Below are 24,504 nucleotides of genomic sequence, written 5' to 3' on the forward strand. Positions count from 1 at the left end.
GTTTTTTAAATCAAAGAAACTCCTGTTTTAATAGTTACTTGAGCTACAGGTTTTAACAGGGATAAAATAATCGGAGTTAACACAATTGTTCCTACACCTACTGCAATTGGAACTTTATTTTGAATGACAGTTTGTTTAATTTGTTGCGGTAAGTTATGAGTTGTTTGTTGCCAGGTTTGATTAACTGCAACGGGTAAATTGTTATTAAGTGATTCTGGTGAACTTTGATTCATTTGTTCTACCATATTAGAGCAATTTGATAACTGTTTGCTAGAAATAGTTAGGCTATTTCTTAGGAGTAAGGAGTCATAATGAATGACTTCAATACCAGTTTTTAGGTCGGAAATTCTCTTTTTTTGTCAAAAGGATATCTTCTCTAAAGTCTTTATATTGCACTTATTATTCGTAACATTCTTTTTTCAAAATGGTATTATGCCCTTCTGATTTCTAAACTATTATTGTCATAAGAAAATATGCTCAAAAGTAATTAATTTTTAATTAAATTTTGCTCAGTTTTTCACTAAGGGTTGAGGATTAAATAAACTCTAGAAGTTTACGAATGGATCTATATATGAAGTTATACCAAATTCAAAAAAGATAGTTACAGTAGAATGATTACAAAACAGTTAGTAAATTTCCTGCCGACGTAGAGGGTAAAAAACAATTTATTATAGTTATCAGACTATTTTTAGTCAATCATGGAACAGTTTAACTTTCAGAAAAAATAAATATTATAAATTATTACCTCCTGACTCCTGACTCCTAAGAACAAAGCCATTGTAGAAATATTTTATGAAATTGATATTAAAAGTTAAAAGTCAAAAGTAAGAATTTATAGGTTCAAAACTTTAATGCTACTATAATTCCAGGAAATTATTAACCATCTAAAAATTTGAAACTATTTGTGACACTTTTAAAGTTAATTGGTATTACTTTAGAATTGTGAGGTTCTAAAAGAGGCAAAAACCACAAGCTTAGTAGTAGGAGTTTGGTGACCAAACCCCTACAATATTAGACATCTGGTGATAATCAAAAATAAAATTAATTATCCCACAGAAATTATCAATTATTTCCCCTATTCCCTACTCCCTCTTTCCCGAAGATGTCTATTGAAAAGTTTTAGTTATAGCGCTGTGCGCAGGCAACAGCTCATCTGGCAACAGCTCATCTGGCAACAGGGAACCCACCCCTAACCCCTCCGGTGGAGGGGAATAAAAAAACGATAATATAAGACTTTTAGCTATTTGGCACCTCCTGCAATTTGTAAATATACCAGCGCTCATTGCTATAAATCAATTTAAGATATAAAATCAACAGGAATTACGCAGTACCGCTACATATAGTGTATGATTTGGTCATTATTGCGGATGTCACCACTATAATTAGTGCCGTTGCGTAAGTCCTGATCAATAATTTCATCTCCCTACTGCCTATTCCCTACTTCCTATTCCCTACTTCCTATTCCCTGACTTCTGCAAGAAGTCTAATCAAATCCTCATCCCTTTATATTTACTTTAAAAACCTAAAGCTAAAGCTCCTTGGTAGAAAATCAAACTAGAAACCCAAGCTAAAACTAATGGAAATACTAAAGAAAGTAAGGAAAATTTCCATGATTTTGCCTCTTTAACTATAGTTGCTAAAGTAGATAAACATGGGGTATAAAGTAAACAAAAAATACAGAAACTGTATCCTTGAATAAAAGTAACTGTCTCAGCAATATTACTACTAACATTTTGTTCGCTCATACTGTAAATAACAGCTAAAGAACCAATGACAATTTCCTTAGCAATAAAGCCAAAAAATAGGGATAATGTTAAGTAAGGATTAATCCCAATTGGGTCCATAATTGGACTCATGAATTGACCAATTTTACCGCCAATTGTATCTAATCCTGTTGCACCTGGTGGTAAACTTGTAAGTACCCAAACTGCAATACAACCAACAGTAATAAAGCCTGATGCTCTGACTAAAAATTCTCTGACTTCTCCCCAACTTCTCAGGAAAACTTGTTTTAATGTAGGTAAACGATAAGGAGGTAGTTCTAAAATGAAAGGTTCTTCATTTTTATATATCCCTTGAAATAATGCTGCGGTGATAATAGCAACCAGAAAACTGAGGATATATAGAGAGAATAAAACTATCGCTCCATTGCCATTAGGAAATACTGCAGCAATAATAAATACAAATACCTGCAGTCGTGCCGAACATAAACCAAAAGGAATAATTAACATCGTTAATAACCGCAAAGCAGGCGATCGCATTACCCTAGTTCCCATTAATGCTGGTACATTACAACCAAACCCCATTATATGCAGTACAAAACTACGTCCATCTAAACCTAATTTTGCCATAAAGGCATCCATTAAATAGGCGGAACGTGATAGATAACCACTATCTTCTAGCACTGCCATAATAATAAAAAATACGATAATTAATGGCACAAAAGAAGCAACAGTAGTTACCCCTGCCCAAACTCCATTAAGGAGAAAGTCTTGAATTATCTGTGGAAAAAGTTGAGCTATAGGTTCAACAATTGATGACTGTACCCATTCAACAACTATTTCGAGCAGGTCTATTGAAGGAAGTCCGATGTTCCAAACTGCCCAAAAAACTAGAAACATTCCAAGGAAAAATAAGGGTAAACCCCACACCGGATGAAGGAGTATTTTGTCAACTTGAGCTGTGAAGTTTTTTGCCATTTGAGAAGGCATAACTACAGCACCATTTAAGACTGTATCTATATCACTCAGAGAAATATCTGACTGTGCTTCTATCCAAGATGTATTTAATTTGACAGAATTTTCTACCTTTTTTAACTGTTCAGAAATTGCCATATATGCATTCATATAGCCTTTGCCATATTTAGCACTAATTAGAAACACTGGCATTTCTAATCGTTTCGATAATTCTTCTGTATCTATTTGAATTCCATATTGTTTTGCTTCATCTGACATATTCAACATCAAAACTGCTGGTAAACCCAAAGCTTTTATCTGTAATGGCAGTCGAATTTGACGGTCAATTTGTGCAGCATTGATAATAACTAATACTAAGTCAATGGCATAACTTTCTAGGAATGTTTGAACAACTTTTTCGTCTTCTGAAAAACCGTTAAAGTTATAAATTCCTGGTAGGTCTACAAATTCAGTTGTTTCGTCATTTATTTTGACGTTAGCTTGCAAGAGATCGACTGTTACTCCAGGCCAGTTTCCCACATGAGCAGAAACCCCAGTAATACGATTAAAAAATGTGGATTTTCCAGTATTTGGCATCCCAATTAAAGCTACTCTTTTTGTAGTTTGGGATTTTGATATTGTTGTAGTTGTAGTAGTGTGACAAGTCATTTCAGTTATCAGTTATCAGTTATCAGTTATCAGTACCTCTGCAATAAGGAGGCTTGAAATCTGGAATATTCTCTTTCTCTTGGTCGGTTAGATTAGATATGGCTCCGAAACCTTGCCATCCCTAGACCGCTTTTTATTCCCTCAAATTTTATCCCCTCAAAAGGGGAGGCTATTGACAATAATTTTTCCGTCATTTGTTACTGGATTATTTATTTTAAAGTTAGCGAGATATTTTATGGCTTTATTATACACATAAATTCTGAAAATTAGGGATTATTTTTAGAAGTCTTTAAGTTTTTTTGGAGATTTTTCCAGAATATTTGGAGGGTTTATCTAGAGCAAAAAAAGCATAAAATTAAAGCGATAGATAAACATTGAAAAGCTGAATTATTATACTTATAAGTCAGCTCTCAAGCCTAAAAACTTCCCTCTTCTACTTTTCTTTTCTATAGAATGCTGCACAAATGAAAATATAGCAATTAATTCAGGATTAAAAATCCAGAAATAGACCACAAAGCTTAACGAAGTCAGAAGTTGTTTTTGTAATATAGAATCCGGTTATATAGTCAGGACTTACGCAAAGACACTATATATAGCGTATGCTCAATAGAGCGATCGCCTAAAAATTATAGCGATCGCCCAGCTTGGCTAATTCTATTCCTATTTATACTCATGTTAAACAACTGTCATTTTAATTGTCGGATATTTGAGTTCACAAACTAGATATTTAGATGACAATTGATGTTTCAGTTGGTAAATAGTTTTCCCCATAACATTTGCCATTTTTTTCAAATGATTCCACACCAACATGGCACAAGCAATATGATTTTTTTGAATTTTTGCCCGACGACATTGGCAAAATTCAAGCCCTGTTAGTTGTTTAATTCTGGCGTGAAATTCCTCAATTGTCCACCTGGTTTGAATTTCAAACTCAACGTCATCTGTACTTTGATAATTGAGGTCATTCGTGGCAATATATTCTGTTCTGTTTGTAGAAACAGTAGCCCAGAATAATCTAACTTTTTTATCTCTAGGAAAACCTTTAATCTTAATAATCTTTCCTGATGCTAGTTCCAACTCATTCCATTTTAATCCTTCCAGTTTTTGATATTTTTTTACACCCCCACTATCGTCTACTAAACGATTGCTTTTCAAAGGGCAATAGTAAATTTTATCTAAATTATCTATTAAACTCATTAGTCTTTGAGTTGCATAACAGCTATCCATTAATACTATTTTTACTGGTTTTTTCTTCTTTTAGACCACATCAACCATCATTTATTGTACATTATCTATTTTACTCTTTTCATCGCTTTCTGGATTATAAATACGATAATCTACTATCCAGAATCGCTCTAACTGAGGATTAAAATATAAGCAATTCACTATTCCTATTCCACTCACTACCCTATGTTCATTACCACTCTCTCTGACGACGAACAAATTCAATTTTATGGGAATATTTTTTATTAATAACTGTATCATCAAAAATTAAATAACCATCTTCAGAAGTGACAATCTCTTCCCTGACATTTTGCCACAAAATTTCTGTACCTAAATCAACATTTTTTTGTAGGACGATTAATTTGATCGTGGCTAATTTTTTCCAGATGCTCGGCCAGATTTGTCAGAGTATAATTTTTCTGACTACTTATTAAATACTGACAATATTTTATATAATTAAAGTTCATCTTAAAGTATTGACAAGTATATGGATACTAATCTAGTATACCAAGTAATTTACAGTAATTTGGGGTACATTTTTAAGGTTTTTATATTTTGCTATTCAAGCGATCGCCAAATAGATCGGCCTTTAAGGACTAACACTATATGTAGTGTCTTTGCGTAAGTCCTGATAGTATACGTTTATAACTATGCTTCCATCTCCCCTACTCCCCTACTCCCCTACTCCTCTACTCCCCTACTCCCCTACTCCCCTGATGCCGAAATTTAGTATCACTTTGGCTCTATCTCTAGGCTACCGTCTGCATAGAGTAAAATAACAAACTCAGTCCATTCTGTTCTATTAGTAGCATTAGGCGTAACTAAATTGGGCAGTGGTGTACTGCTCAAATGGTTTTTTGCTATTTGATTAAAAGCTTCGTAAGAAATAATTTCTCCATTTTTATCTACCTTAACTAGATAAATTGCTGTTTGTTTTACTGGTTTGTCCCAGTTTTTATCAATATCAGTATAGAGTTTTTCTTGTAATCTAGAAATTTCTTTTTTATCGGTAATTTTTTCACCTATTGATTCTACATTTTCAACGGCAGAATTAGTTGTTGTTTCTACTGGATTAATGGTATTTTCAATAGTAGCTTGATTTGTCGTTTCAAGGGAATCAGATTTATCATTTACAGTATCCGAATTTCCAGCTACTTTTGGTGCAGATAAAGTTGTATCTATCGTCTCTAAATTTTCATTTTCTGTTAATTGTGAAGTCGAATTAGAAACAATATTAGCAGTAGTTTTTTCTCGAACGCCTCCATCAATATTTCCATTATTCAGAAGTTGATAAATTTCAGCAATAACAACTATAAAAATGGCAGTTAATGTCAGTAATGAGAGAGCTTTAACTTCTTTAGTTAACTTAATTACAGACTTGGGGAGTATCTCATAATCTTCTGATGAATTTGTTTCCTCATCCCCATCTGTTTTAATCACGATCATTTCTGCTTCATGGGACCGGATAGCTATTTCTGTACTTAAACCGACTCGAATGTGCAAAGGCCCACTAAAGCTTCCCTCTCGCAAGACTTGCACTGGTCTATCAGAAACTACCCCCATTGCTGCGAGTCTCTCAACAATTCCTTGATCGCGACCAATATTTAATACTCGATCGACTATTGCCATTTGCCCTGTTTTCAAATCAGCTACATTCATTTTGATTACCTTTGATGTATTTTGATGTATTATTTATATATTGTGTAGGTATTGTGGTAATTACTGTCTTGTATTCTGCTTATAATCTCAAGCTTACAGCGAGTCATATCATCCGCTTATTATTTGACCGAGTTTTCCCTTCTACTCTCTGCCTTTTATATCATGTCCGGATAAGAGCGTGATCAAAAAAACTTTCTCTTTCTTCTTCTTTCTTTCCTCCTGACTCCTGAGTTCCCCTCCCAGGAGGGGTTAGGGGTGGGTTGACTCCTGACTCCTGAGTCGTTTATTTATAACTATTCAACCGGACATGATATTACTTATTGCTAATGAATGATTTTGGCAGAGACAATAATATTGCTAGCAGGGTTAAGTCCCAAACCAATATTCTGATTTCCTACTGCAACAATTACCGAACCACTAGAACTATTACTAATTACCTCTAGCTCAACTCCTACAAATAACCCCATTTTTTTCAAGCGGCGAGCCATTTCACCTATAGCATTGATATTAACAATATGTAAGCGATCGCCTCGTTTTGCTTGTGTGAGTGGAAAGTTAGTTTCTACTGCTTGTTGATAATTTTCTTTAAGAGTTTGATAGCTGTTTTCCTCTTTCAGCTCAATATAGTTGCTGTCTCCCAGAAATGTAAATTCCCATGCTTTCTCTTTTTTCTCTACATTATGTTTTGACCTATCTTCATATTTTTTATCCATTAACTTATGTAAATAATTGACATTTATTTTCATTTAGTATAGTAACGATAGCAGAGTAGTTTGTCAAGTTTAATATTTTTAATATTTGACATTATTCAAAACTGGAAATAGAGTAAATCAAGAGCAATCAATTATATTATTTCTCTCACCTACCTGCTATTAAGAAAGTATTAATTTTCAATACTTTTACTAAATACTAAAAATAATACTTTTATGATGGGGGGATGGGGAGATGGGGAGATGGTAGTCAAACATAGCATTACGATTCAGAAATGGTATAATCAGACGCACGCATACGAAATTATACACCATTTCTAGAGGTTAACGGTCGTTAACCCCTACTTTAATTGTTACTCAAAATTCTCACCCAATAACTTTTGATGGAGATTCATCGAACATTTCTCCTGCTTGTAAACGCTTCATATAACTTACTTGGTCTGTTGCAACTTTACCACAGAGAAAATAAGCGCCAAGCAAACTTGGAAAAGCAAGAGTTATTTTCATAGCATCACTAAACTCAATAACTGCTTCTGGGTTAGTAACCGTACCGACAAAAATACCTACTAAGAACAAGATTTTATAGATAATCACACCTCGGTTTCCAAATAAATATTGCCAGCAAACTTGACCATAGTAACTACTAGAAATCATGGTAGAAAAAGCAAACAAAAATATACAAACTGTCAAAACAGCAGGAAACCACTCAATCACAGTAGTAAAAGCTGCTAAAGTTAGTTCTGAACCGTTGAAAGCAGCAAATTCAGGATTATTGTAAACACCAGTAATAATCACTACTAAAGCGGTCATATTACAGATAATGACAGTATCAATAAATGGTTCTAGCATTGCTACAATACCTTCTCGGACAGGTTCATCTGTCTTTGCCGTAGCATGAGCGATCGCTGCTAAACCCAATCCTGCTTCATTAGAAAAAGCTGCACGGCGAAACCCTTGTATTAGCGATCCCACAAAACCTCCTGCCATAGCTTGGGGAGCAAAAGCGCTATGAATTATAGTAGAAAATGCGTGAGGAATAGCAGTAAAATTAGCTAAAATCACCCATGAACCTGCCAGAAAGTAAACGCCACACATTGTCGGTACAATGGCAGCAGCTACTCCAGCAATACGTTGAATACCACCTACTATTACTAACCCCACTATCAATACTAAAATTAATCCATAAACCCAGCTTCGTTCAGCAAAAAAAAGGTATCACATTAGCAACAACTACTTGAGACTGGTTAGACTGAAATATACTGGAACTGCCCAAAACAGCTAAGATATTGAACAGTGCAAACATTCCACCTAAAAATTGACCTAATTTTTTTTTGTCCTAAATCGGCTAAACCCATTGATATATAATACATTGGCCCTCCAATGCTTGTACCATCTGGGTTAACTACACGATATTTTTGTGCCAGAGTACATTCAACAAACTTTGTACTCATGCCTAACAATCCTGCGATCGTCATCCAAAAAGCTGCGCCTGGTCCTCCAAAACTAATAGCAATAGCAACTCCAGCAATATTTCCTAGCCCCACAGTTCCGGATAAAGCAGTTGCCATGGCTTGAAAATGGGAGACTTCACCTTCATCATTAGGGTCATCGTATTTTCCCAAAATAATGTCTATCGAGTGTTTAAAAGCTCGAATATTAATAAATTGCATTCGGAGAGTAAAAAAGAGACCGCCACCAATTAGCCAAAGTACAATAAGTGGTATCCCTTGGTCGCCACCAATACGATAAAAAATGATAGCATCTATATTTTTTAATATTTGAGAAAAAGTAACAGAAATCCAATCTAACATTTGGTTAGTAGTTCATAGTAATATTTAATACTATATTATACCAAGTAGTATATTTTTTGATTATATTTATTCAAAAAACCAAATAATATTTATTTTTGTCAATTTAAACCGTAAAAAACAAAGAATTTTAAAATCGTTTTTAGTCGAATATTAACGGAAATTCAAATCTATTTTTACACGTTAAAAATATTCTTACTAGAAACATGATTGATAACATAGAGAAACACTATAAAATCCATATTTTTTTTACGTTCTCCAAGGTTAGTAATACCATTTCACTTAAAAAATGTCACAATGAGAATGTTAATTATTCGTTTGACAATTTCTCTATAGGTATTTTAGGTATTCATTATCAAACCTCGGCTTAATTCACAAAACATATTGTTATAATATTGCTTGAACTTCCTGAACAGGTTCCATGAGTGAAAATTTAGATCCAGATTTGCCTGAAAAGAAAATCCTTCCTTATTCTCAAACTTCGGAGAGTAAACTCATTTCTCTCCCTAATACAAAAAATTCTGATTTAGATTTGATCAATCAGGTTTTAGCCGAGCGAACTCGTAAAGCAGAAACAATTCAAGAAGTTGAAAATATTGTCAAGCTTCTGCCTTATATAGATAAACTAAAGGAAAATCAGCTTAAACAAAACTTAGCTCTTGCTCAAATTGAAGAATATCAAAAGCAAGCTGATTTTAATAGAAAAATTGCAACACGTAAAGAGTTAACCAAAATTGTTGCTAGTATCACTGGAATAGGAGTCGGTTTATATTTAATGTCAAGCGCTCCTTTATTCGGTCCACTTTTGATTATTCTTGGACTAGCAAGTCCGCTTCAGTATTCACTAAGAGAGGTGGCCAATCTATGGGACAGTATGGTTAACTCTACAAAAAATTCAGCATTAAGTTTATTATCACCAGACCAAACAGCTAGCGATCAGACAGATAATTCGGATCAAATTTCAAATTTATAAAGGAGGCAAAGCTTGTATGTCAGAATCTAGTAAAAACGATGTTTTAGAAAAGTATAAATTTGATAAGTATTATAAGTTTATCACAGCAATTGCTCTCTCAGGAATCTTATTGATTTTGATTTTAATTTTAGTATATGTTGCGATTCCTCTGACTACACAACAAGTTTTGATAGCTATTATAGGAATGGTTTTATTAGCAACATTAGATGCTTTTAAACGATGCTTTGAATATCCGGACTTATATCAAGCTACTACTATTATTGACAACAGACAGATTGAAAACAATACAGTCTATAACACATCTTATGGAAAACAAAATCTCGCAGAAGCAGCGGCTGAAATTCAGGAATTGCTAGAGCAGCTTTCTCAGACTTATCCAACAACAACAGAGAAAGAGCAAATAGAATTAGCTGTGGAAGCTGTAGATGAAATCCAGCATAATCCTACTCTCAAATCTAGATTAATAACTGCATTAAAAGCAGGAGCAATGGAAGCACTTAAAGAATCAATTAACCACCCGGTAGCTAATATAATAGTTAATTTATTAGCTACAGAATATTCACAAGAATGGCAGAAAAGCACTACAGAGAGCGTGGAAGATAAGACTATTGAGAAGTAATACAAAATCTGGTTTTACTGACAATTTACTTCATCTATTTTGATAATTTGGGTGCGTTACGCTATCGCTAACAGCACCCTACTAACTACTTTTGACTTTTGACTTTTGACTTTTGACTTCTAACTCTACTACTTCTGCAACACCCACAACATTTCCATCTCATTTGTCAACTCATCCGACCAACTCGCCGTCACCCCAATACCACGAATTGAACTCAAAACAACCTTCACATCCCGTGGCATAATCACATTCACAAACGGATAACGATTCGCCCAAACCATCATCTGCTCCACATTCAAATAAAAATACCCCTGATTCGACCTTGGTAAAGACCCCACGACTTCCTCAAAACTCTCACTCCCAATTAAACCATTATCAGGCATAGTCGTCATCACCTCTATCAACGGTTCGCCAAGCGCCACAAACAAAGAATCATCATCCAACCACCCATACCCCAAAAAACTACCAATACCAATCATCTGCCACTCAGTTACCGATATCTCTCCCACCTGTCTTTCCTTCAACGACACACCAGGTTGTTCCACCGCTATTCTATTTAACTTTCTCAACATTCCATTAGCTGCAAAGCGATCGCTAGTCTCCAAAATCATCCCTCCACCAACCCCAGTCTGTGCCAATATTCCTTCATTAGACCGAATCAAACCTATAGCAAACTCCCCATCCATCCAACCAAACACTTCTCGATCCACATCCAAATCAACATCTTTCAACGTCTTCCTCACCATCTCCAACAGATCCTGCAAATCTTCACTACCTTGGGCCTGCACCACAAACTGCGACCAAGCTGAACTAATATTCTTCCCATTAATCGACATCATCGTCTCCGCTGGAAACCGTTGCAAAACCTCAACCGATGCCGTTTCAGTCTGCTCTGGAGACAAGGGAGAATTCAACTTAGTCACTGTCCGCAACCGCAAACCAGCATCATCCACCCCTATTCCCATCACCACAGAATCTATTTTTTCCAACTGCCCTAAACTGGCAGTAGATAACTTTTCATTCTCCGGCAAGTCATCAGTAAATGCCTTGATCAACTCACTATAATTAGGAATAAAAATAGTAGCGAGGGCATTCTCCACCCCCGCACTCTGCTGTAAACTCTCAGCAGCATCTTCTTGCATCGCCAAAGAAGCTTGACCCTGAAACGTATCAATAGCATCTTCCACTGCTGCTGCAAGGGGAGCGATCGCCAAATAATCTCCCAAAATTGCCAAATTAAAAGTTTTCCCACTCTCATCAGTAACTTCCCGAATAGTCACCCCCTGATATTTCCTCTCAATAACTTGATTTTCCTCATCCCCTTTTAATTTATTGGCAAATTTCCAAAGCTCCAACTTATTTTTAATTCCTACCAACATCAAAAGATTCACCGAATCGACATCTTGCTCTGACTCAGCGGAAACAAAAGCCAACATTACTCCTCCCAACCAAGGTTGAATGTCTTTTTGCCAATCAATATTAGCTTCTGCTAAATTTTTCTGCTGAAATTCTGCATAACTCTGGCTAATTAATTTTCTGGTTTCGGGAGTACCAAATTGTTGTAATTTATTTAAAGCTTGTTGATTAGGATGAATAAAACTGGCCATAATTGCCGACTCAGGTACTATTTGGGCGCTGTTCAGAGGGTTGGAGACTTTCGCGGCCACATTTCTCAAGTAAAAATAGGTAGCAATACTGCCTGCTGCAATTATGGCTGCGCCAGCAATTAAAAAGTGTGATTTTTCATATAATTTTTTTATGACTTAATATTAATATTTAGCAGGTAAGTGCAATAGTAGGGGCGGGTTCCGCGTTAAGTTAATAGTTTTACCCACAACGGGCGTGAACCCGCCCCCGCGCCATTAACGAAGTCAGAACTCAGAACTCAGAACTCAGAAGTTATTTTTGTAACGGGGATTTGAGCAAAGCTCCAAAAACATTTCGCCTGAAAAGGCGGGGTTGCGCAACCCAATTATTTTGATAATCTAATGCATAAAATTAGCTGTGTCAGTCCAGTAGGTAGACAAAATTCTCTTTAATATTTACTACCAGTTTATATTTTCTGTTTCCTGGTACTTGACCCAACCTACTAAGCTAAAAATCATTTAGATTCTATATTTCCTGCTCCCTGTTCCCTGTTCCCTTTGACAAATGGTTTAAATGCAAAACAACTTATATGATGTCTTATATGATGTCTTAAAAAGATAAATTTAGCTAAATCGCCGAGAAGCCTCACGCCATAATCTATGATTTGGCGACCAGATGAATCGGCGGTAAATTAATGGGACGTCGATTCCCATTCATTAATTTACAAATATTATCCTCAAGTTTTGGTCTTTAAAAAAACTTGTGCTATTATGTTTTCTAATCAATAAGAGGACAATTTCTAACTATATTGACTGTCAAAAAAGCCGTTAGCGCAGCTCCTCCTCCGGAGGCAAACGCTGGGCAGAAAACTATAGCTGTGAACCCTCAAAAACAGAGCCAAGATTGCTCAAATTGTGGTGAAAAAGTCTTGAAAGAATTATCCCAAAGAACTTATTCTTGCCCGCACTGCGACATCGTAATAGACCGGGATGTAAACGCGGCGATAAATATAAAAAATAGGGCGGTAGGGCATTCCGTCCTTAAAGCTCGTGGAGCCCGATGCAATAGCAGGGCAGCGAAACGAGAAGCCCACACCATAGCGTCAGCTTAGTGTGGGAGTATGTCACTGATGAAAGTAGCTATTACAGGAGCAACAGGCTTTGTTGGCAGTCGCTTGGTAGAGCGTCTACATTCGGAAGGGGAACAAATATTAGTTTTGACCCGCAACCCAGAAAAAGCTAAACGAATTTTTCCTGACTCAGCCTACCCTAATTTAGAGGTAGTTGCTTACCAACCAAAACAGTCTGGTCCTTGGCAAAAGTTTATAGATGGCTGCGATGGTGTGGTTAATCTGGCCGGAGCTGGTATTGCTGATGAGCGTTGGAATGCTAGTCGGAAGCAAGAAATTATGGACAGTCGCAAGGTAACTACGGAAAAATTGGTGGAGGCGATCGCTCAGGCTAATTCTAAACCATCGGTATTGGTGAGTGGGTCGGCTATTGGCTATTATGGCACGAGTGAAACGGCAACTTTTGATGAAACTAGCTCTAGTGGAAATGATTTTCTGTCGGAAGTTTGTCGAGGTTGGGAAAATGCGGCCCAACCTGTAAAGGATTTAGGGGTCAGGTTGGTTATTTTACGGATTGGTATTGTACTGGGCATGGGGGGTACTTTCTCAAAAATGCTAACTCCGTTTCAGTTCTTCGCTGGTGGGCCAATTGGTAGTGGTAAGCAATGGTTCTCTTGGATACATATTGATGATTTGGTTGGTCTGATTTTACATTCTCTGCGCCACTCAGAGATAGAGGGCAATTTTAATGGTACTTCTCCTAATCCTGTAAGAATGGGAGAATTTTGTCAAGATTTAGGATTAGCTTTAAATCGACCTTCTTGGTTTCCTGTGCCTGATTTTGCCATTGAATTGTTATTGGGAGATGGTGCAGTGGTGGTATTGGAAGGTCAAAAGGTCTTACCAAAACTGACTCAAGCTTCTGGGTTTGAGTATCAATATCCAAATGTTCAGTCGGCTCTGAAAAATATTTTAGCCCCTTGATATTAAATCCGGTTGAATTATATTGTTGGGAGTGGGGGAGTGGGGGAGTGGGGGAGTAGGGGAGTAGGGGAGTAGGGGAGTAGGGGAGTGGGGGAGCAGGGGAAATTCAATATTGAAGTATCAACAGATATTATATAACCAGATTCTATGTGCAATTAACCGGATTTGATATGACATACTCCCAACTGTACACTTAGGCGACACTAGGGGATTCTTCAACTCAAAAAAAAGTTACGGTTTATACAGAGGCGATGCCCTCCCCATGTTTATTTTCTATATATAATATCAAATCCAGTAGCATCGCTGTTATTCAGTATTAAAGAATTGTAGGGGCGAATGGCCATTCGCCCCTACGCATTGTATGACAATCGACGGAATTATACTACTCCGATTTATCGGGAACCGTAGCCAACGGATTTTACCGAAAAATTGGGTTTAAAGCCTCGCCCTTGTAGGGCGACTTTTTATTTTTATGTTAAGTGAATTGAATATATGCTATAGTGTTATTAGTTGCCGGGGGGCACTCGGAAACTCTAAACGGACGTGGAGGCAAGCGTCAGACTACTGCCAAAGTAGCAGCAGCCTGTGAGACGTCAACCCACCGAGGAGCTAAGGCTCGGTAGGAATCCCCGTGCCTTTAGGCCGGGGAGGATGTCAAATAACATGGATGGCTATCATCCTGAGGTTCCCTTACAGGAGAGCGCGGGACTTCCCACTACGAGAGTTAAAAAAAATCAAGCTGCCTTAATTAAACTTCAAGGCAGCTCTATCAAATAATTTTTAAGCCTAATAGGTAGTTAAAATCTTTATTTCTGAGCAGTTGCGGATTCTTTGATTAATTCTTTATTTTGTTCCAAGTTATCTGGATCTACATAATGACATACTGCGTCATCTAGGCAAATTAAAGCCCAACCAGACTCATCTATGCTCATCAGTTTATAATCTCCTTGCTGTACAAAAAATCCTTTGTGATTACGAGTTTCTGGCTTTAAATTAACTTCTTTGTTGTTGTTATTAATTGTCATTGTATTTCAACTCCTTTGTATTATCTAAAAATTAGGTTTTACTCTCTGAATAGAGATTTTTACTAACGCCTAAACAAGTGGTTAAGTTTTCCCTGACTTGCTTGTTTATATATAGGTACAATCTCACACTCTAAAAATCTTGTTCTGAATTTATTTGTGCTTTAACTACCTATTTATTTTTTTTGTTTAGTGTCTGTTGTTGTTTGGCTGTCAGCAATTTTTTGTAGGTCACAATATGCTATTGACTAAAAAATTTTATCTGTGTTTTAGGATTTTACAGATAATTTCCCCTTATCCTCATTTCTGCAGGCAACTTGATAATTTGATTGACTTCTCCCCGCGATAAATCGACGGGGATTCTAAAAGGATACTGCGCAATGGCTTAAAACCGCATTGCTTGGTGTCTTTTTAGCTGACCAGAATTTTAACTTCTGGGGACGAGTCAAAACGCCCCTAGACACTCGACTTAAATCAAAATTAAGTGTCGTGCTTACTTATAGAAGAAGTGCAAGGCTTTTCCCAAGAAAGAAAAAGATAGGATGGATTAAAATCCATCAAGTCGCATTTCATCCATCGCTTCAAAGACGATGGCTTTCATGTTCCGGTGTTAATTTGGTAATGCAAAAATTCGCATTCTTCAAGTTTTTGCTAGGTTATTTAAAGGTAGTTCCTAGACCTAGATACTCTTAGGTATTTTCTCAATTTACAGCGATTCAGTAATCTCTTAAAGTTCTAAAAATCATAACATGATTTTTCAGGGTAGATCATAAAGTTTTTATATGAATTATTAAGTTTTTTTAACATATATATTTTAACTTCTTGAATAAGTGAGGAGTAGTTTAACTAGGAAAAGGGAAAAAAGATTTAATGTTGAGAATTTATGGGAGTTCTATATCTTTGAAAAATAGCTTTTAATGTTTTGCTTCATCTATACAGCTATCAGTTTAACTCAAAACTATTTATTTCAAAATATAGCAATTCCCAAGAAACGTGAAGTAGAAAATTCCTTTATTTTAGGGAGTAGGGAGTAGCGGTGCGACCCCGCGTCGGCGTAAGACGCCAGGGAACGCGCACCAAGAGAGGGAATAAATAAAGAATAAAAACAACAGTCCAGTATGAGAACTGCCATAGTAATTATTTAATTTATTTAAACATCGAATAACCAACTCTTAACCCGACTTAAACTAGGCCAATCAGCTCTTCTATCAAAACCATCCTGAATATTACCTTTAATTTCCTCAAGCCAATCTGAGTCAGCCATAATCATTTGTTGTGCCCTTTCTACATGAGTTCTTACACCCTTTTCTCCCATTTCCAGCATTGCTAAAGCTAAATTAATTCTCCCTTGTGGATCGTCTGGATTAAGTTTAACTCCTGTCTTCGCTGCTTTATAAGCTGATTTAGGTTTTTTCTCTAATAGATATAACCAGGATAAACTTATCCAACTACTACTACTTTTAGGAGCACGATTTGTGATATCTTTAAATACTGGAATTAAAGTTTGGGCTTCTTCTCCAGCTTTATATCTTTCTAATCCTTCTTTATATAATTCTTCGGGTGTCTGAGTCATAATATTCGATATTTTCTACTTGAAAAATTAAAGATAATATAGTAACTAAGCTTAAGATTGTACATTATTTAAAGAATTATATAAAGAACCAATTCTTGTCCGGACTGTGGCATAGTAATATACCGCGATGTGTTTGCGTTTGCGCAGCATCCCGTAGGGAAGCATGACCTAGGAAACGTGGCGATAGATATCAAACATAGGGCGACAGGGCATTCCGTCTTTAAAGCACGCGCTTGCTCGACGGAATACCGGGGCTGCGAAACGAGAAACACACACTATAGCCCTAGCTTAGTGTGGGAGTATGTCACGCAGAAAAGGAACTACCACAGCCACAGGTTTGAGTTGCATTGGGATTACTAAATTGAAACCCACCCCCAATTAAAGCATTACTATAGTCGAGTACTAAACCGTAGAGATATAGAATACTCTTACGATCGCAAACTACCTTAAATCCATCATAATCAAAAACTTCATCATCTTCTCTAATAGTATTAGGGTCTGCAAAATCCATCGTGTAGGACATTCCAGAACATCCACCTTGACGCACCCCTACTCTGAGGCACAGGTCTTTCCCTTCTTTCTCTCTTAGAGAATTAACCTGAGCTAAAGCAGCTTCGCTCATCATAATACCTTTTTGCTGAGACTGAGTAGCTTGTGTCATTTTTATTTCTAGCTCCTTGTACTATTGCTCTAAAATAGTAATTCCTTACTATTTATATATTCTATTTCATATTTCTATTTCTAGATAAAGATTGTAACTATACTTTTTGAATAGCATCCTCAGTCAAAAATAATCATTTTTTTAAATATGGCCTTATTGTGGTTTAATACCTTAATATATGGGTATCAAAAACTTAAAGACTGTCGTTAATAATGTTAAAATTATTAAAATTATAGATAGATAATTCTATAGTAACTCTATATATTTTTATTTTAATTATGATTAATTGCTCAATTGCTCCGGGCAGTCAATAAGATAGTAGAGAATCAAATTCCCGTCACATTAGCAAAGCTGTATAGAGAAAAATGTATATCAAAATACATTAATAATATGGCTTAATGCAACAAGGAAAGAATATTCACCAATTGCTTCACTTTCACAGGCTTAGTCTATGGCAGCTCTCAATCCTTCAACAATTCGTAGGTTACAAAAATTACAACAAGTTCCAAGTGTGTGGGAAGGCGATCGTCGCCCTATATACTCAGACTCAAGCTCTAACCCTGAGTTAGAGGAAGAGACAACAAATGAATGTATTATCTGGGTCGATGGCTCCCATGGAATGGTACGAGCAATGGACATGGTGACATCAGATATTGGCCCAGAAGCAATTGTTCGGACACTGCTGCGAGCAATGGAAAATCCTCAAAGTCCAGCTCCGGCAATTAGACCCCAAAAAATAGTAGTCAAAGACCGAGAAATTCAATTTTTTCTGAGGGGAGTATTACAAGACCTAGGAATTACAATCGATTATGTCCCAGATTTACCTCTAATTGATGAAATATTTCAAGGACTACAGGAAGTAGCGGAAAATCGTCCTCCTAACTTACCTCCTGACTATGCGGAAGCTTTAGTTGAAAAAGCATATCAAGTTTGGGACGATGCACCATGGGAAATATTAGGAGAGCATCAAATTATTTCCATAGAACTCAATCAATGGGATCTCAAAAATCTTTATGTCTGTGTCTTAGGTAAGTTGGGTATGGACTATGGCATCTTACTATATCGTTCTTTAGATTCTCTCAAAAGGTTTCGGCAACGAGTAGCTTATGAAAAATCTTATGAAAATTTAGAAGAAGCTTTTTTGGGACAAGATTGTTTGTTTATTACTTACGACAACCTTCAAGAAGAAGGCGAGGAAGGGGATGAGAGTGAGGATATTGACCTCCAAAATTTATCTGCATCAGAAATTCAGCCCAATTTTGGTAATCTACATCCTCTAGAAGGTTTAAGGTCTGTTCTATATGAGGAGGAAGCAGCTACAACATTAGTGGCGATAGAAGCACTCCATCGTTTTTTACGCTCCTACCGCAAAAAGATGATGGGCGATAAGTTTCCTAGCATTAATAGTCGCTACCGTATCCCTATACCAGAATCTGAAGAAGTAATTTCAGTAAAAGTGGCCACAATGCCTGAAGTGGCAGAAGAATTATATGAAATGGCTGCTGAGGCGGATATTGAAGGAGATGAAGAACTAGAAATTGAAATGCCCATGCTGAAGAATGATTTGGTCCCGGCCAATTCTCTCTTAAGTTTAGGAGTTATACCTTGGGAGACAGTGACATATCTACGAGACAATACCAAACTATACCAGGCAGCGGAAGAAGAGATTAAATCATCAGGAGAGGGTCTACCAATAGTTTTGATTCAAACTTCTCTGCCAAAAGCAACTAAATTGATAGATGATTTACAAGAGGCTCAAGGACTTCATGGTATTGGGTTTAATATAGGAGAAGACCCTATGGAAGAAACAAGCTACGATTTGGGCATATTTAAAACTCATGATGGTGTGCTTCATTTATTTGGTGAATTTGTGCAGAATGACCCAGCACACAAGAAAGCTAAACAAAAATGGGACAAGCGTTGCCAGGCTACTGATGGTTGGTGTGGTTTAATTATTGCCAGGGGTATTACAGGCGCTTCTCGTGGTCAACCAGATTTTAAGGATATGATGGCTTTGTTTGAGGTCCGCTTTCTCTCAACTAAAGAGTTGGGGATAGGGCCATTACAATTAATGCCTGTATCTTTTTAAATGAGGAGACAGGAGACAGGAGACAGGAGACAGGAGTAAGGAGACAGGAGACAGGAGACAGGAGTAAGGAGACAGGAGACAGGAGACAGGAGTAAGAATTGTCAGAATGATTTTTCTGCCCAACTATGCGCCTAAAATACGCTCCTTTTTGAGCATAAAGAGCTGAAAACCATGCACTTTTTAAAGGCCACAAAAAGGCACTTGTCTTTATGTGTCAATGCTTTTACATTTAATCAGCAGAGCAATAATTAGAGTTTGCTGAAAAAGTCTTATGGGTGAGGTTAGGAGACAGGAGACAACCCACCCCTAACCCCGACCGTGGAGGGGAAGACAGGAGACAGGAGAAATGGGAATTATAGAGGAGATAGTAGGAAGAATCGTCCCTAGATTTTTCTGCCCTACTCTTGAGCAAAATCCTAATTTTTTGAACCATTACCACCTAAAACTTCGCACTTTTTGATACTTAAAAGGCTACTTACCTTTATCTGTAAAGACTTTTAGATTTAATCAGCAGAGCAATAATTATTTACTCGGAATTTGATCGACTAAAAAAGTAATTGAGATGATTTGCATAGTATCAATACCTACCAAGCTACGGATTCATACACTACTTTTTATGTTACAGATTGAAGTGCGGAATGTGGGTTTTAGGCTGATAGCTGATAGCTAGTTATTGCTGTGCTGATTAACTATCAAAACATTGACGTATAAAGGTTTCATCCTTATTATTTTGAAAAAAAGTACCAGCTTTTCGGTCAAGAAAGCTCAAAAAGTTAACATTTTGTGCAGACAAGGGCAGAAAAATTAAGAGATAATTCTTCCAACTACATCCTCTGTAATTCCCATTTATCCTGACTCGGTCCTCCTGACTTCCCCTCCTGGGAGGGGTGAGGGTGGGTTGACTCCGACCCTCACCCATAAGACTTATTGAGCAAAACCTAGTTAAGTCAAAAGTGAAAATTTGGAGGTAAAATTATTAAGAATTGTAAAAAAAATGAATAAGGAAGTAAATAATGCGAGTCGCGATCGCAGGTGCAGGATTAGCAGGCATGGCCACAGCCGTAGAGTTGGCCGATGCTGGACATCAAGTAGAAATATTTGAATCTCGCCCCTTTGTTGGGGGAAAAGTTGGTAGTTGGGTAGATGCAGACGGAAATCATGTAGAGATGGGTTTGCACGTTTTCTTTGGTTGCTACTACCAATTGTTTGAGTTAATGAAAAAAGTGGGAGCTTTTGAGAATCTCCGTCTCAAAGAACATACTCACAATTTTATCAATAAGGGGGGTAAAACAGGTTCCCTAGATTTTCGCTTCTTGACTGGAGCGCCCTTTAATGGGTTAAAGGCTTTCTTTACCACATCTCAGTTATCTGTGCAAGATAAGTTACAAAATGCGATCGCTCTAGGAACAAGTCCCATAGTTAGAGGGTTGGTAGATTTTGATGGGGCGATGAAAACTATTCGAGATTTGGATAAAGTTAGTTTTGGAGAATGGTTTCGTGGCCAAGGTGGGTCTGATGGAAGTATTAAGCGAATGTGGAACCCTATTGCTTATGCTCTAGGGTTTATTGATGCGGATAATATTTCTGCTCGATGTATGTTGACAATTTTCCAATTATTTGCTGCAAAAACAGAAGCATCGGTGCTGCGGATGTTGGAGGGGTCTCCTTATGAATATCTACACAAACCAATTGTTGAATATTTGGAGGCAAGGGGGACAAAAATTCATACCAGAAGACGAGTCAGAGAAATTCAGTTTACGGAGAATGATGGGGAAACTCGTGTCAGTGGCATAGTTGTTGCTAGTGGGGAGACTGAAGAAACTATTACTGCTGATGCTTATGTGTTTGCCTGTGATGTACCGGGTATTCAGCGTATTTTGCCTGAAGCTTGGCGCAAATGGCCAGAGTTTGACAAAATCTATAAACTAGATGCAGTACCTGTAGCAACAGTACAGCTCAGGTTTGATGGTTGGGTGACAGAGTTACACGATAAAAACCAACGTCAACAATTAGAGCGTGCTGCTGGTCTTGATAATTTACTTTATACTCCAGATGCAGACTTTTCCTGTTTTGCGGATTTAGCATTAACAAGTCCAGGAGATTATTATCGGCAAGGACAAGGTTCTTTATTACAGTTGGTGTTAACACCAGGAGACCCTTTTATTAAAGAGAATAATGAGGCGATCGCTCATCATGTTTTAAAGCAAGTCCATGAATTATTTCCTTCTTCACGGGAATTAAATATGACTTGGTATAGTGTGGTGAAATTGGCTCAGTCTTTGTATCGGGAAGCACCTGGTATGGACTTATATCGCCCTAACCAGCAAACACCAGTACCTAACTTTTTTCTGGCAGGTAGTTATACCCAACAGGATTATATTGACAGTATGGAGGGAGCAACTATTTCTGGAAAGCAAGCTGCTCAGAAAATTTTGGCAAATGTCGAACATATTTTGGGGCGAACTCCAGTTGCTGCTAGTTAAAATTAAGTGAGGGAGTGGGGGAGTAGGGGAGTGGGGGAGCAGGGGAGTGGGGGAGTGGGGGAGTAGGGGAGTGGGGAGAAGTAAACATAATCATAATTAATGTGTTCCTAGGGTGCTAATTATCACAAAGGTGTCCTATTTGTGTTAATTACTTAATAAATAAATTTGGATTGTTTGCGCAGTATTCTAGTAGGAAAAGTCAGTAGTTCCTGAAGACAAAAGGCAACAAAGGAATATCCTAAACTTAATTATGTAGCGCGATAGTATTATTTTTGGTTGAATACTAACAAACATCTCCAAAAATAAAAAATAAAAGCAATTCTTATCTATAAAATTGTCAATTATTTATCCCTAGTGCTACAGTATATTTGACTCTTTAGCGCTCAAAAATGCCTAATTTTTATAGTAATTGAACAAAAGGTATAGGATAAATAGAAAGCTTATAGCAGTTTTCATGTACATAAAATACAGAAATTTTGGCTTAAAGGCAGAGTGCAGAAGTTTTGTAGTCAACATGAGTAAAAACCTATATAAAACTCAGACAACGTAAGATTTTTCCTTCTTCCTTCTTCCTTCTTCCTTCGTAAACATTTCCTGCGGAATGCTGGGCAAACAGCTATTAACTCTCAGCTCTCAGCTCTCATGAGGGGGCTTTAATGAATATAGGCTTTAAAGCCAGCTTTTATAGTAAGTATAAATTCTGACTAAATTAGTAAAACTTTTATATAAAACTAAAAGCAATAGCTGATGGCTGAAGTACTGACGGCTGAATGCTTACCTTCCTTCTTCCTTCTGCTATACAAGTAATTTTGCCTTTTAAACTTTAAATATTTACTTGAAAAAATTGTTCTATATAATAATCAATTTAAAATATTATTTATGACCAAAAAATAGGGTCTAAAGCCTCCCTTTTCAAAGGGATGAAAACAAATAAAGTTCAATATTTAAAGCCTCTGACTTTAACTAGAAGTACTGATAACTGATAACTGATAACTGATAATTGAAATGACTAATTGGCTAGAGCATAGTGTACAAATAGAGGTAGCTGTTCCAATTGATTTAGTATGGAATCTTTGGTCAGATTTAGAACAAATGCCTCGATGGATGAAGTGGATTGAATCTGTTAAAGTTTTGGAAGATAATCCTGATTTATCTCAATGGAAATTAGCCAGTGGTAATTTCCAATTTAGTTGGCTTTCTCAGATACAAAGAGTAGTTCAGCATCAAATTATTCAGTGGGAGTCTGTGGATGGTTTGCCAAATAGAGGTGCAATTCGTTTCTACGACCGACATGGTAGTAGTATCGTTAAATTAACTGTAGCTTATGGAGTTCCTGGTTGGTTAATTAAGATTATGGATAACTTATTTTTAGGTAGGATAGTAGAATCTACTTTGATGGCAGATATGGAAAGATTTCGTGATTATGCTGTTGCTGTCAAGCAGAACGAAGAAGGGAAAATTTAACTATAATTAGGGTTTGCTGAAAAATTCTTATAGGTGAGGGTAGGAGACAGGAGACAACCCACCCCTCGCCCCTCCCCTCCCAACCCACCCCTCGCCCCTCCCCTCCCAACCCACTCCCTAACCCCTCCCAGGAGGGGAGGAGACAGGAGAAAAGGGTCGGGAGCGAGGAGGTAGGAGCGGGCGTTTTGGATATAGTGATTTTTCTGCCCAACTATGCGCCTAAAATACGCTCCTTTTTGAGCGTGAAGAGCTGATTCCCAGGCACTTTTTTAGACCCCAAAAAGGCTACAACCTTTATCTGTAAATACTTTTAGATTTAATCAGCAAGCTCTAATTATGGGTAATTTCAGTTATCAGTTATCAGTTATCAGTTATCAGTTAATTGCCGTATAAAAATAAGCTTGAAATTATGAGAGATAATTTTCTCGTACAAATAGAATTGCTGAATAATGAGATTATTTTGATTGAAGCTGGAAAAAAAGGATTAGAAATTTTAAATTCAACCTTTGAAGAAGTACTTAAAGGTATAACAGGAGGATTTCATGCTCGAATAGGTGCTGAAAGAGAGGAAGTTCAAGAATTACTTTTGTTAATAAAAATACCTTTAGAAACCTTCGACTCTCAACCAATTCAAAATTCAACTATGAAGGTTCAAATTTCAGTCGAACAGCTCAGGATATTCACACAAATTTTAAGCGAAGCTTGCCACGGTATTAAAATTTTAGATTTTGAAAACAAAATAGGAACAACCAAAAATCAATTAAAGTCTTTTCTGGATGTAAGTATTAACTTATATGAATCGATAGAAAAATCAATATAACTCAAATAGTTAAACTCCTATCAAGTACCTAAATCAAATTAATTACTATTATTTATTCCCCGTAACTTTTACTGATAACTGATAACTGATAACTGATAACTGAATATTACCAGTCCATATCTACAGAAAGGTTAATCGTCATTTTTTTCCTTCCTGGAGGAACTGCTGTAATACAAGCACAAATAGTTTGACCACCATCAATTTCAACTTCACAAGCATGACAAGAACCCATTAAACAACCTGTAGGAATAGTTACCCCAGCACGTTCAGCAACTTCTAGAATAGGTTCTCCTGACTCTGCTTCAACAGTAATATTATCTGGCAAGAAAAGTATTTCCATAATTCAGCAATAATTATTTAATTGATTGTTAGTTTATAGTCAATTATAATTAGTATCTAATTAATAAATTTCAGT

Annotated in this window: 18 protein-coding genes and 2 pseudogenes; 9 read left to right on the forward strand and 11 right to left on the reverse strand. The window is 36.7% G+C overall.

Going from position 1 to position 24,504, the window contains the following annotated elements:
* Positions 1-5 precede the first annotated feature (5 nt).
* The 6 genes and pseudogenes from SAGCYANO_RS31705 to SAGCYANO_RS31730 all read right to left on the reverse strand — a co-directional run bounded on the left by SAGCYANO_RS31705 (position 6) and on the right by SAGCYANO_RS31730 (position 8,748).
* Entirely contained in the window at positions 6-233 is a 228-nt protein-coding gene (locus SAGCYANO_RS31705) for a hypothetical protein (protein ID WP_202223718.1), read from the reverse strand.
* Between the two features lie 1,281 nt (positions 234-1,514).
* Complete coding sequence (gene feoB, locus SAGCYANO_RS31710) at positions 1,515-3,344, reverse strand: ferrous iron transport protein B (protein WP_202223719.1); 1,830 nt, start codon at positions 3,342-3,344, stop codon at positions 1,515-1,517.
* A 675-nt stretch (positions 3,345-4,019) separates the two neighbouring features.
* Positions 4,020-5,035 (reverse strand): annotated as a pseudogene (locus tag SAGCYANO_RS31715) (IS701 family transposase).
* Between the two features lie 265 nt (positions 5,036-5,300).
* Positions 5,301-6,227: a FeoA family protein gene (locus tag SAGCYANO_RS31720; RefSeq protein WP_202223720.1), complete on the reverse strand. Its 927-nt coding sequence runs from the start codon at positions 6,225-6,227 to the stop codon at positions 5,301-5,303.
* A gap of 323 nt (positions 6,228-6,550) precedes the next feature.
* Positions 6,551-6,973 carry a FeoA family protein gene (locus SAGCYANO_RS31725; RefSeq protein ID WP_237396892.1) on the reverse strand — a complete coding sequence of 141 codons (423 nt, stop codon included), beginning with the start codon at positions 6,971-6,973 and terminating at the stop codon, positions 6,551-6,553.
* A 330-nt stretch (positions 6,974-7,303) separates the two neighbouring features.
* Positions 7,304-8,748, reverse strand: a pseudogene (locus tag SAGCYANO_RS31730) (alanine/glycine:cation symporter family protein).
* A gap of 418 nt (positions 8,749-9,166) precedes the next feature.
* Between SAGCYANO_RS31730 and SAGCYANO_RS31735 the strand changes: the two are divergent.
* Together SAGCYANO_RS31735 and SAGCYANO_RS31740 are read left to right on the forward strand one after the other, a co-directional pair.
* Positions 9,167-9,718: a hypothetical protein gene (locus tag SAGCYANO_RS31735; protein WP_202223722.1), complete on the forward strand. Its 552-nt coding sequence runs from the start codon at positions 9,167-9,169 to the stop codon at positions 9,716-9,718.
* A gap of 16 nt (positions 9,719-9,734) precedes the next feature.
* Entirely contained in the window at positions 9,735-10,337 is a 603-nt protein-coding gene (locus SAGCYANO_RS31740) for a hypothetical protein (RefSeq protein ID WP_202223723.1), read from the forward strand.
* Between the two features lie 128 nt (positions 10,338-10,465).
* Here the strand turns inward: SAGCYANO_RS31740 and SAGCYANO_RS31745 are convergent, their stop codons facing one another.
* Positions 10,466-12,097, reverse strand: coding sequence for a DUF3352 domain-containing protein (locus tag SAGCYANO_RS31745; RefSeq protein WP_202223732.1), 1,632 nt, complete (start codon positions 12,095-12,097; stop codon positions 10,466-10,468).
* A 704-nt stretch (positions 12,098-12,801) separates the two neighbouring features.
* Here SAGCYANO_RS31745 and SAGCYANO_RS31750 point away from each other — a divergent pair.
* The 3 genes from SAGCYANO_RS31750 (at position 12,802) to SAGCYANO_RS48260 (ending at position 14,600) form a co-directional block, all read left to right on the forward strand.
* Entirely contained in the window at positions 12,802-13,035 is a 234-nt protein-coding gene (locus SAGCYANO_RS31750) for a zinc ribbon domain-containing protein (RefSeq protein WP_375340028.1), read from the forward strand.
* An 18-nt stretch (positions 13,036-13,053) separates the two neighbouring features.
* Positions 13,054-13,977: a TIGR01777 family oxidoreductase gene (locus SAGCYANO_RS31755; RefSeq protein WP_202223733.1), complete on the forward strand. Its 924-nt coding sequence runs from the start codon at positions 13,054-13,056 to the stop codon at positions 13,975-13,977.
* Positions 13,978-14,477: 500 nt separating this feature from the next.
* Positions 14,478-14,600: a hypothetical protein gene (locus SAGCYANO_RS48260; RefSeq protein ID WP_255502447.1), complete on the forward strand. Its 123-nt coding sequence runs from the start codon at positions 14,478-14,480 to the stop codon at positions 14,598-14,600.
* Between the two features lie 183 nt (positions 14,601-14,783).
* On the opposite strand, the gene SAGCYANO_RS31760 is transcribed toward SAGCYANO_RS48260, so the two are convergent.
* The 3 genes from SAGCYANO_RS31760 to SAGCYANO_RS31770 all read right to left on the reverse strand — a co-directional run bounded on the left by SAGCYANO_RS31760 (position 14,784) and on the right by SAGCYANO_RS31770 (position 17,233).
* Positions 14,784-15,002 (reverse strand): hypothetical protein, encoded by a 219-nt coding sequence (locus SAGCYANO_RS31760; RefSeq protein ID WP_202223724.1) that lies wholly within the window; start codon positions 15,000-15,002, stop codon positions 14,784-14,786.
* Between the two features lie 1,147 nt (positions 15,003-16,149).
* The gene (locus tag SAGCYANO_RS31765; protein ID WP_202223725.1) at positions 16,150-16,572 is read right to left on the reverse strand and encodes a M48 family metallopeptidase; all 423 of its coding nucleotides are present in this window, start codon (positions 16,570-16,572) and stop codon (positions 16,150-16,152) included.
* A 304-nt stretch (positions 16,573-16,876) separates the two neighbouring features.
* The gene (locus tag SAGCYANO_RS31770; protein WP_202223726.1) at positions 16,877-17,233 is read right to left on the reverse strand and encodes an iron-sulfur cluster assembly accessory protein; all 357 of its coding nucleotides are present in this window, start codon (positions 17,231-17,233) and stop codon (positions 16,877-16,879) included.
* A 451-nt stretch (positions 17,234-17,684) separates the two neighbouring features.
* On the opposite strand from SAGCYANO_RS31770, the gene SAGCYANO_RS31775 reads away from it, so the two are divergent.
* The 4 genes from SAGCYANO_RS31775 (at position 17,685) to SAGCYANO_RS31790 (ending at position 24,089) form a co-directional block, all read left to right on the forward strand.
* Positions 17,685-19,322 (forward strand): DUF6930 domain-containing protein, encoded by a 1,638-nt coding sequence (locus SAGCYANO_RS31775; RefSeq protein WP_202223727.1) that lies wholly within the window; start codon positions 17,685-17,687, stop codon positions 19,320-19,322.
* A 1,013-nt stretch (positions 19,323-20,335) separates the two neighbouring features.
* Positions 20,336-21,805 (forward strand): 9,9'-di-cis-zeta-carotene desaturase, encoded by a 1,470-nt coding sequence (gene zds, locus SAGCYANO_RS31780; RefSeq protein ID WP_202223728.1) that lies wholly within the window; start codon positions 20,336-20,338, stop codon positions 21,803-21,805.
* 1,005 nt (positions 21,806-22,810) lie between these two features.
* Positions 22,811-23,269: an SRPBCC family protein gene (locus tag SAGCYANO_RS31785; protein ID WP_202223729.1), complete on the forward strand. Its 459-nt coding sequence runs from the start codon at positions 22,811-22,813 to the stop codon at positions 23,267-23,269.
* Positions 23,270-23,651: 382 nt separating this feature from the next.
* Positions 23,652-24,089, forward strand: coding sequence for a hypothetical protein (locus tag SAGCYANO_RS31790; RefSeq protein ID WP_237396894.1), 438 nt, complete (start codon positions 23,652-23,654; stop codon positions 24,087-24,089).
* A gap of 106 nt (positions 24,090-24,195) precedes the next feature.
* On the opposite strand, the gene SAGCYANO_RS31795 is transcribed toward SAGCYANO_RS31790, so the two are convergent.
* Positions 24,196-24,429 (reverse strand): 2Fe-2S iron-sulfur cluster binding domain-containing protein, encoded by a 234-nt coding sequence (locus tag SAGCYANO_RS31795; protein WP_202223731.1) that lies wholly within the window; start codon positions 24,427-24,429, stop codon positions 24,196-24,198.
* Between the last annotated feature and the right edge of the window lie 75 nt (positions 24,430-24,504).

This window comes from Okeania sp. KiyG1 (genome assembly GCF_014132355.1).
In the GTDB taxonomy this organism is placed as follows: Bacteria; Cyanobacteriota; Cyanobacteriia; order Cyanobacteriales; family Microcoleaceae; genus Okeania.

What these genes read in the sequence shown, in the direction of transcription:
- SAGCYANO_RS31775 (WP_202223727.1), top strand. Translation starts at nt 17,685, where the DNA reads ATGGCAGCTCTCAATCCTTCAACAATTCGTAGGTTACAAAAATTACAA.
- SAGCYANO_RS31705 (WP_202223718.1), bottom strand. Translation starts at nt 233, where the DNA reads ATGAATCAAAGTTCACCAGAATCACTTAATAACAATTTACCCGTTGCA.
- SAGCYANO_RS31735 (WP_202223722.1), top strand. Translation starts at nt 9,167, where the DNA reads ATGAGTGAAAATTTAGATCCAGATTTGCCTGAAAAGAAAATCCTTCCT.
- feoB (WP_202223719.1), bottom strand. Translation starts at nt 3,344, where the DNA reads ATGACTTGTCACACTACTACAACTACAACAATATCAAAATCCCAAACT.
- SAGCYANO_RS31725 (WP_237396892.1), bottom strand. Translation starts at nt 6,973, where the DNA reads ATGAAAATAAATGTCAATTATTTACATAAGTTAATGGATAAAAAATAT.
- SAGCYANO_RS31720 (WP_202223720.1), bottom strand. Translation starts at nt 6,227, where the DNA reads ATGAATGTAGCTGATTTGAAAACAGGGCAAATGGCAATAGTCGATCGA.
- SAGCYANO_RS31795 (WP_202223731.1), bottom strand. Translation starts at nt 24,429, where the DNA reads ATGGAAATACTTTTCTTGCCAGATAATATTACTGTTGAAGCAGAGTCA.
- SAGCYANO_RS31765 (WP_202223725.1), bottom strand. Translation starts at nt 16,572, where the DNA reads ATGACTCAGACACCCGAAGAATTATATAAAGAAGGATTAGAAAGATAT.
- SAGCYANO_RS31770 (WP_202223726.1), bottom strand. Translation starts at nt 17,233, where the DNA reads ATGACACAAGCTACTCAGTCTCAGCAAAAAGGTATTATGATGAGCGAA.
- SAGCYANO_RS31785 (WP_202223729.1), top strand. Translation starts at nt 22,811, where the DNA reads ATGACTAATTGGCTAGAGCATAGTGTACAAATAGAGGTAGCTGTTCCA.
- SAGCYANO_RS31755 (WP_202223733.1), top strand. Translation starts at nt 13,054, where the DNA reads ATGAAAGTAGCTATTACAGGAGCAACAGGCTTTGTTGGCAGTCGCTTG.
- zds (WP_202223728.1), top strand. Translation starts at nt 20,336, where the DNA reads ATGCGAGTCGCGATCGCAGGTGCAGGATTAGCAGGCATGGCCACAGCC.
- SAGCYANO_RS31760 (WP_202223724.1), bottom strand. Translation starts at nt 15,002, where the DNA reads ATGACAATTAATAACAACAACAAAGAAGTTAATTTAAAGCCAGAAACT.
- SAGCYANO_RS31740 (WP_202223723.1), top strand. Translation starts at nt 9,735, where the DNA reads ATGTCAGAATCTAGTAAAAACGATGTTTTAGAAAAGTATAAATTTGAT.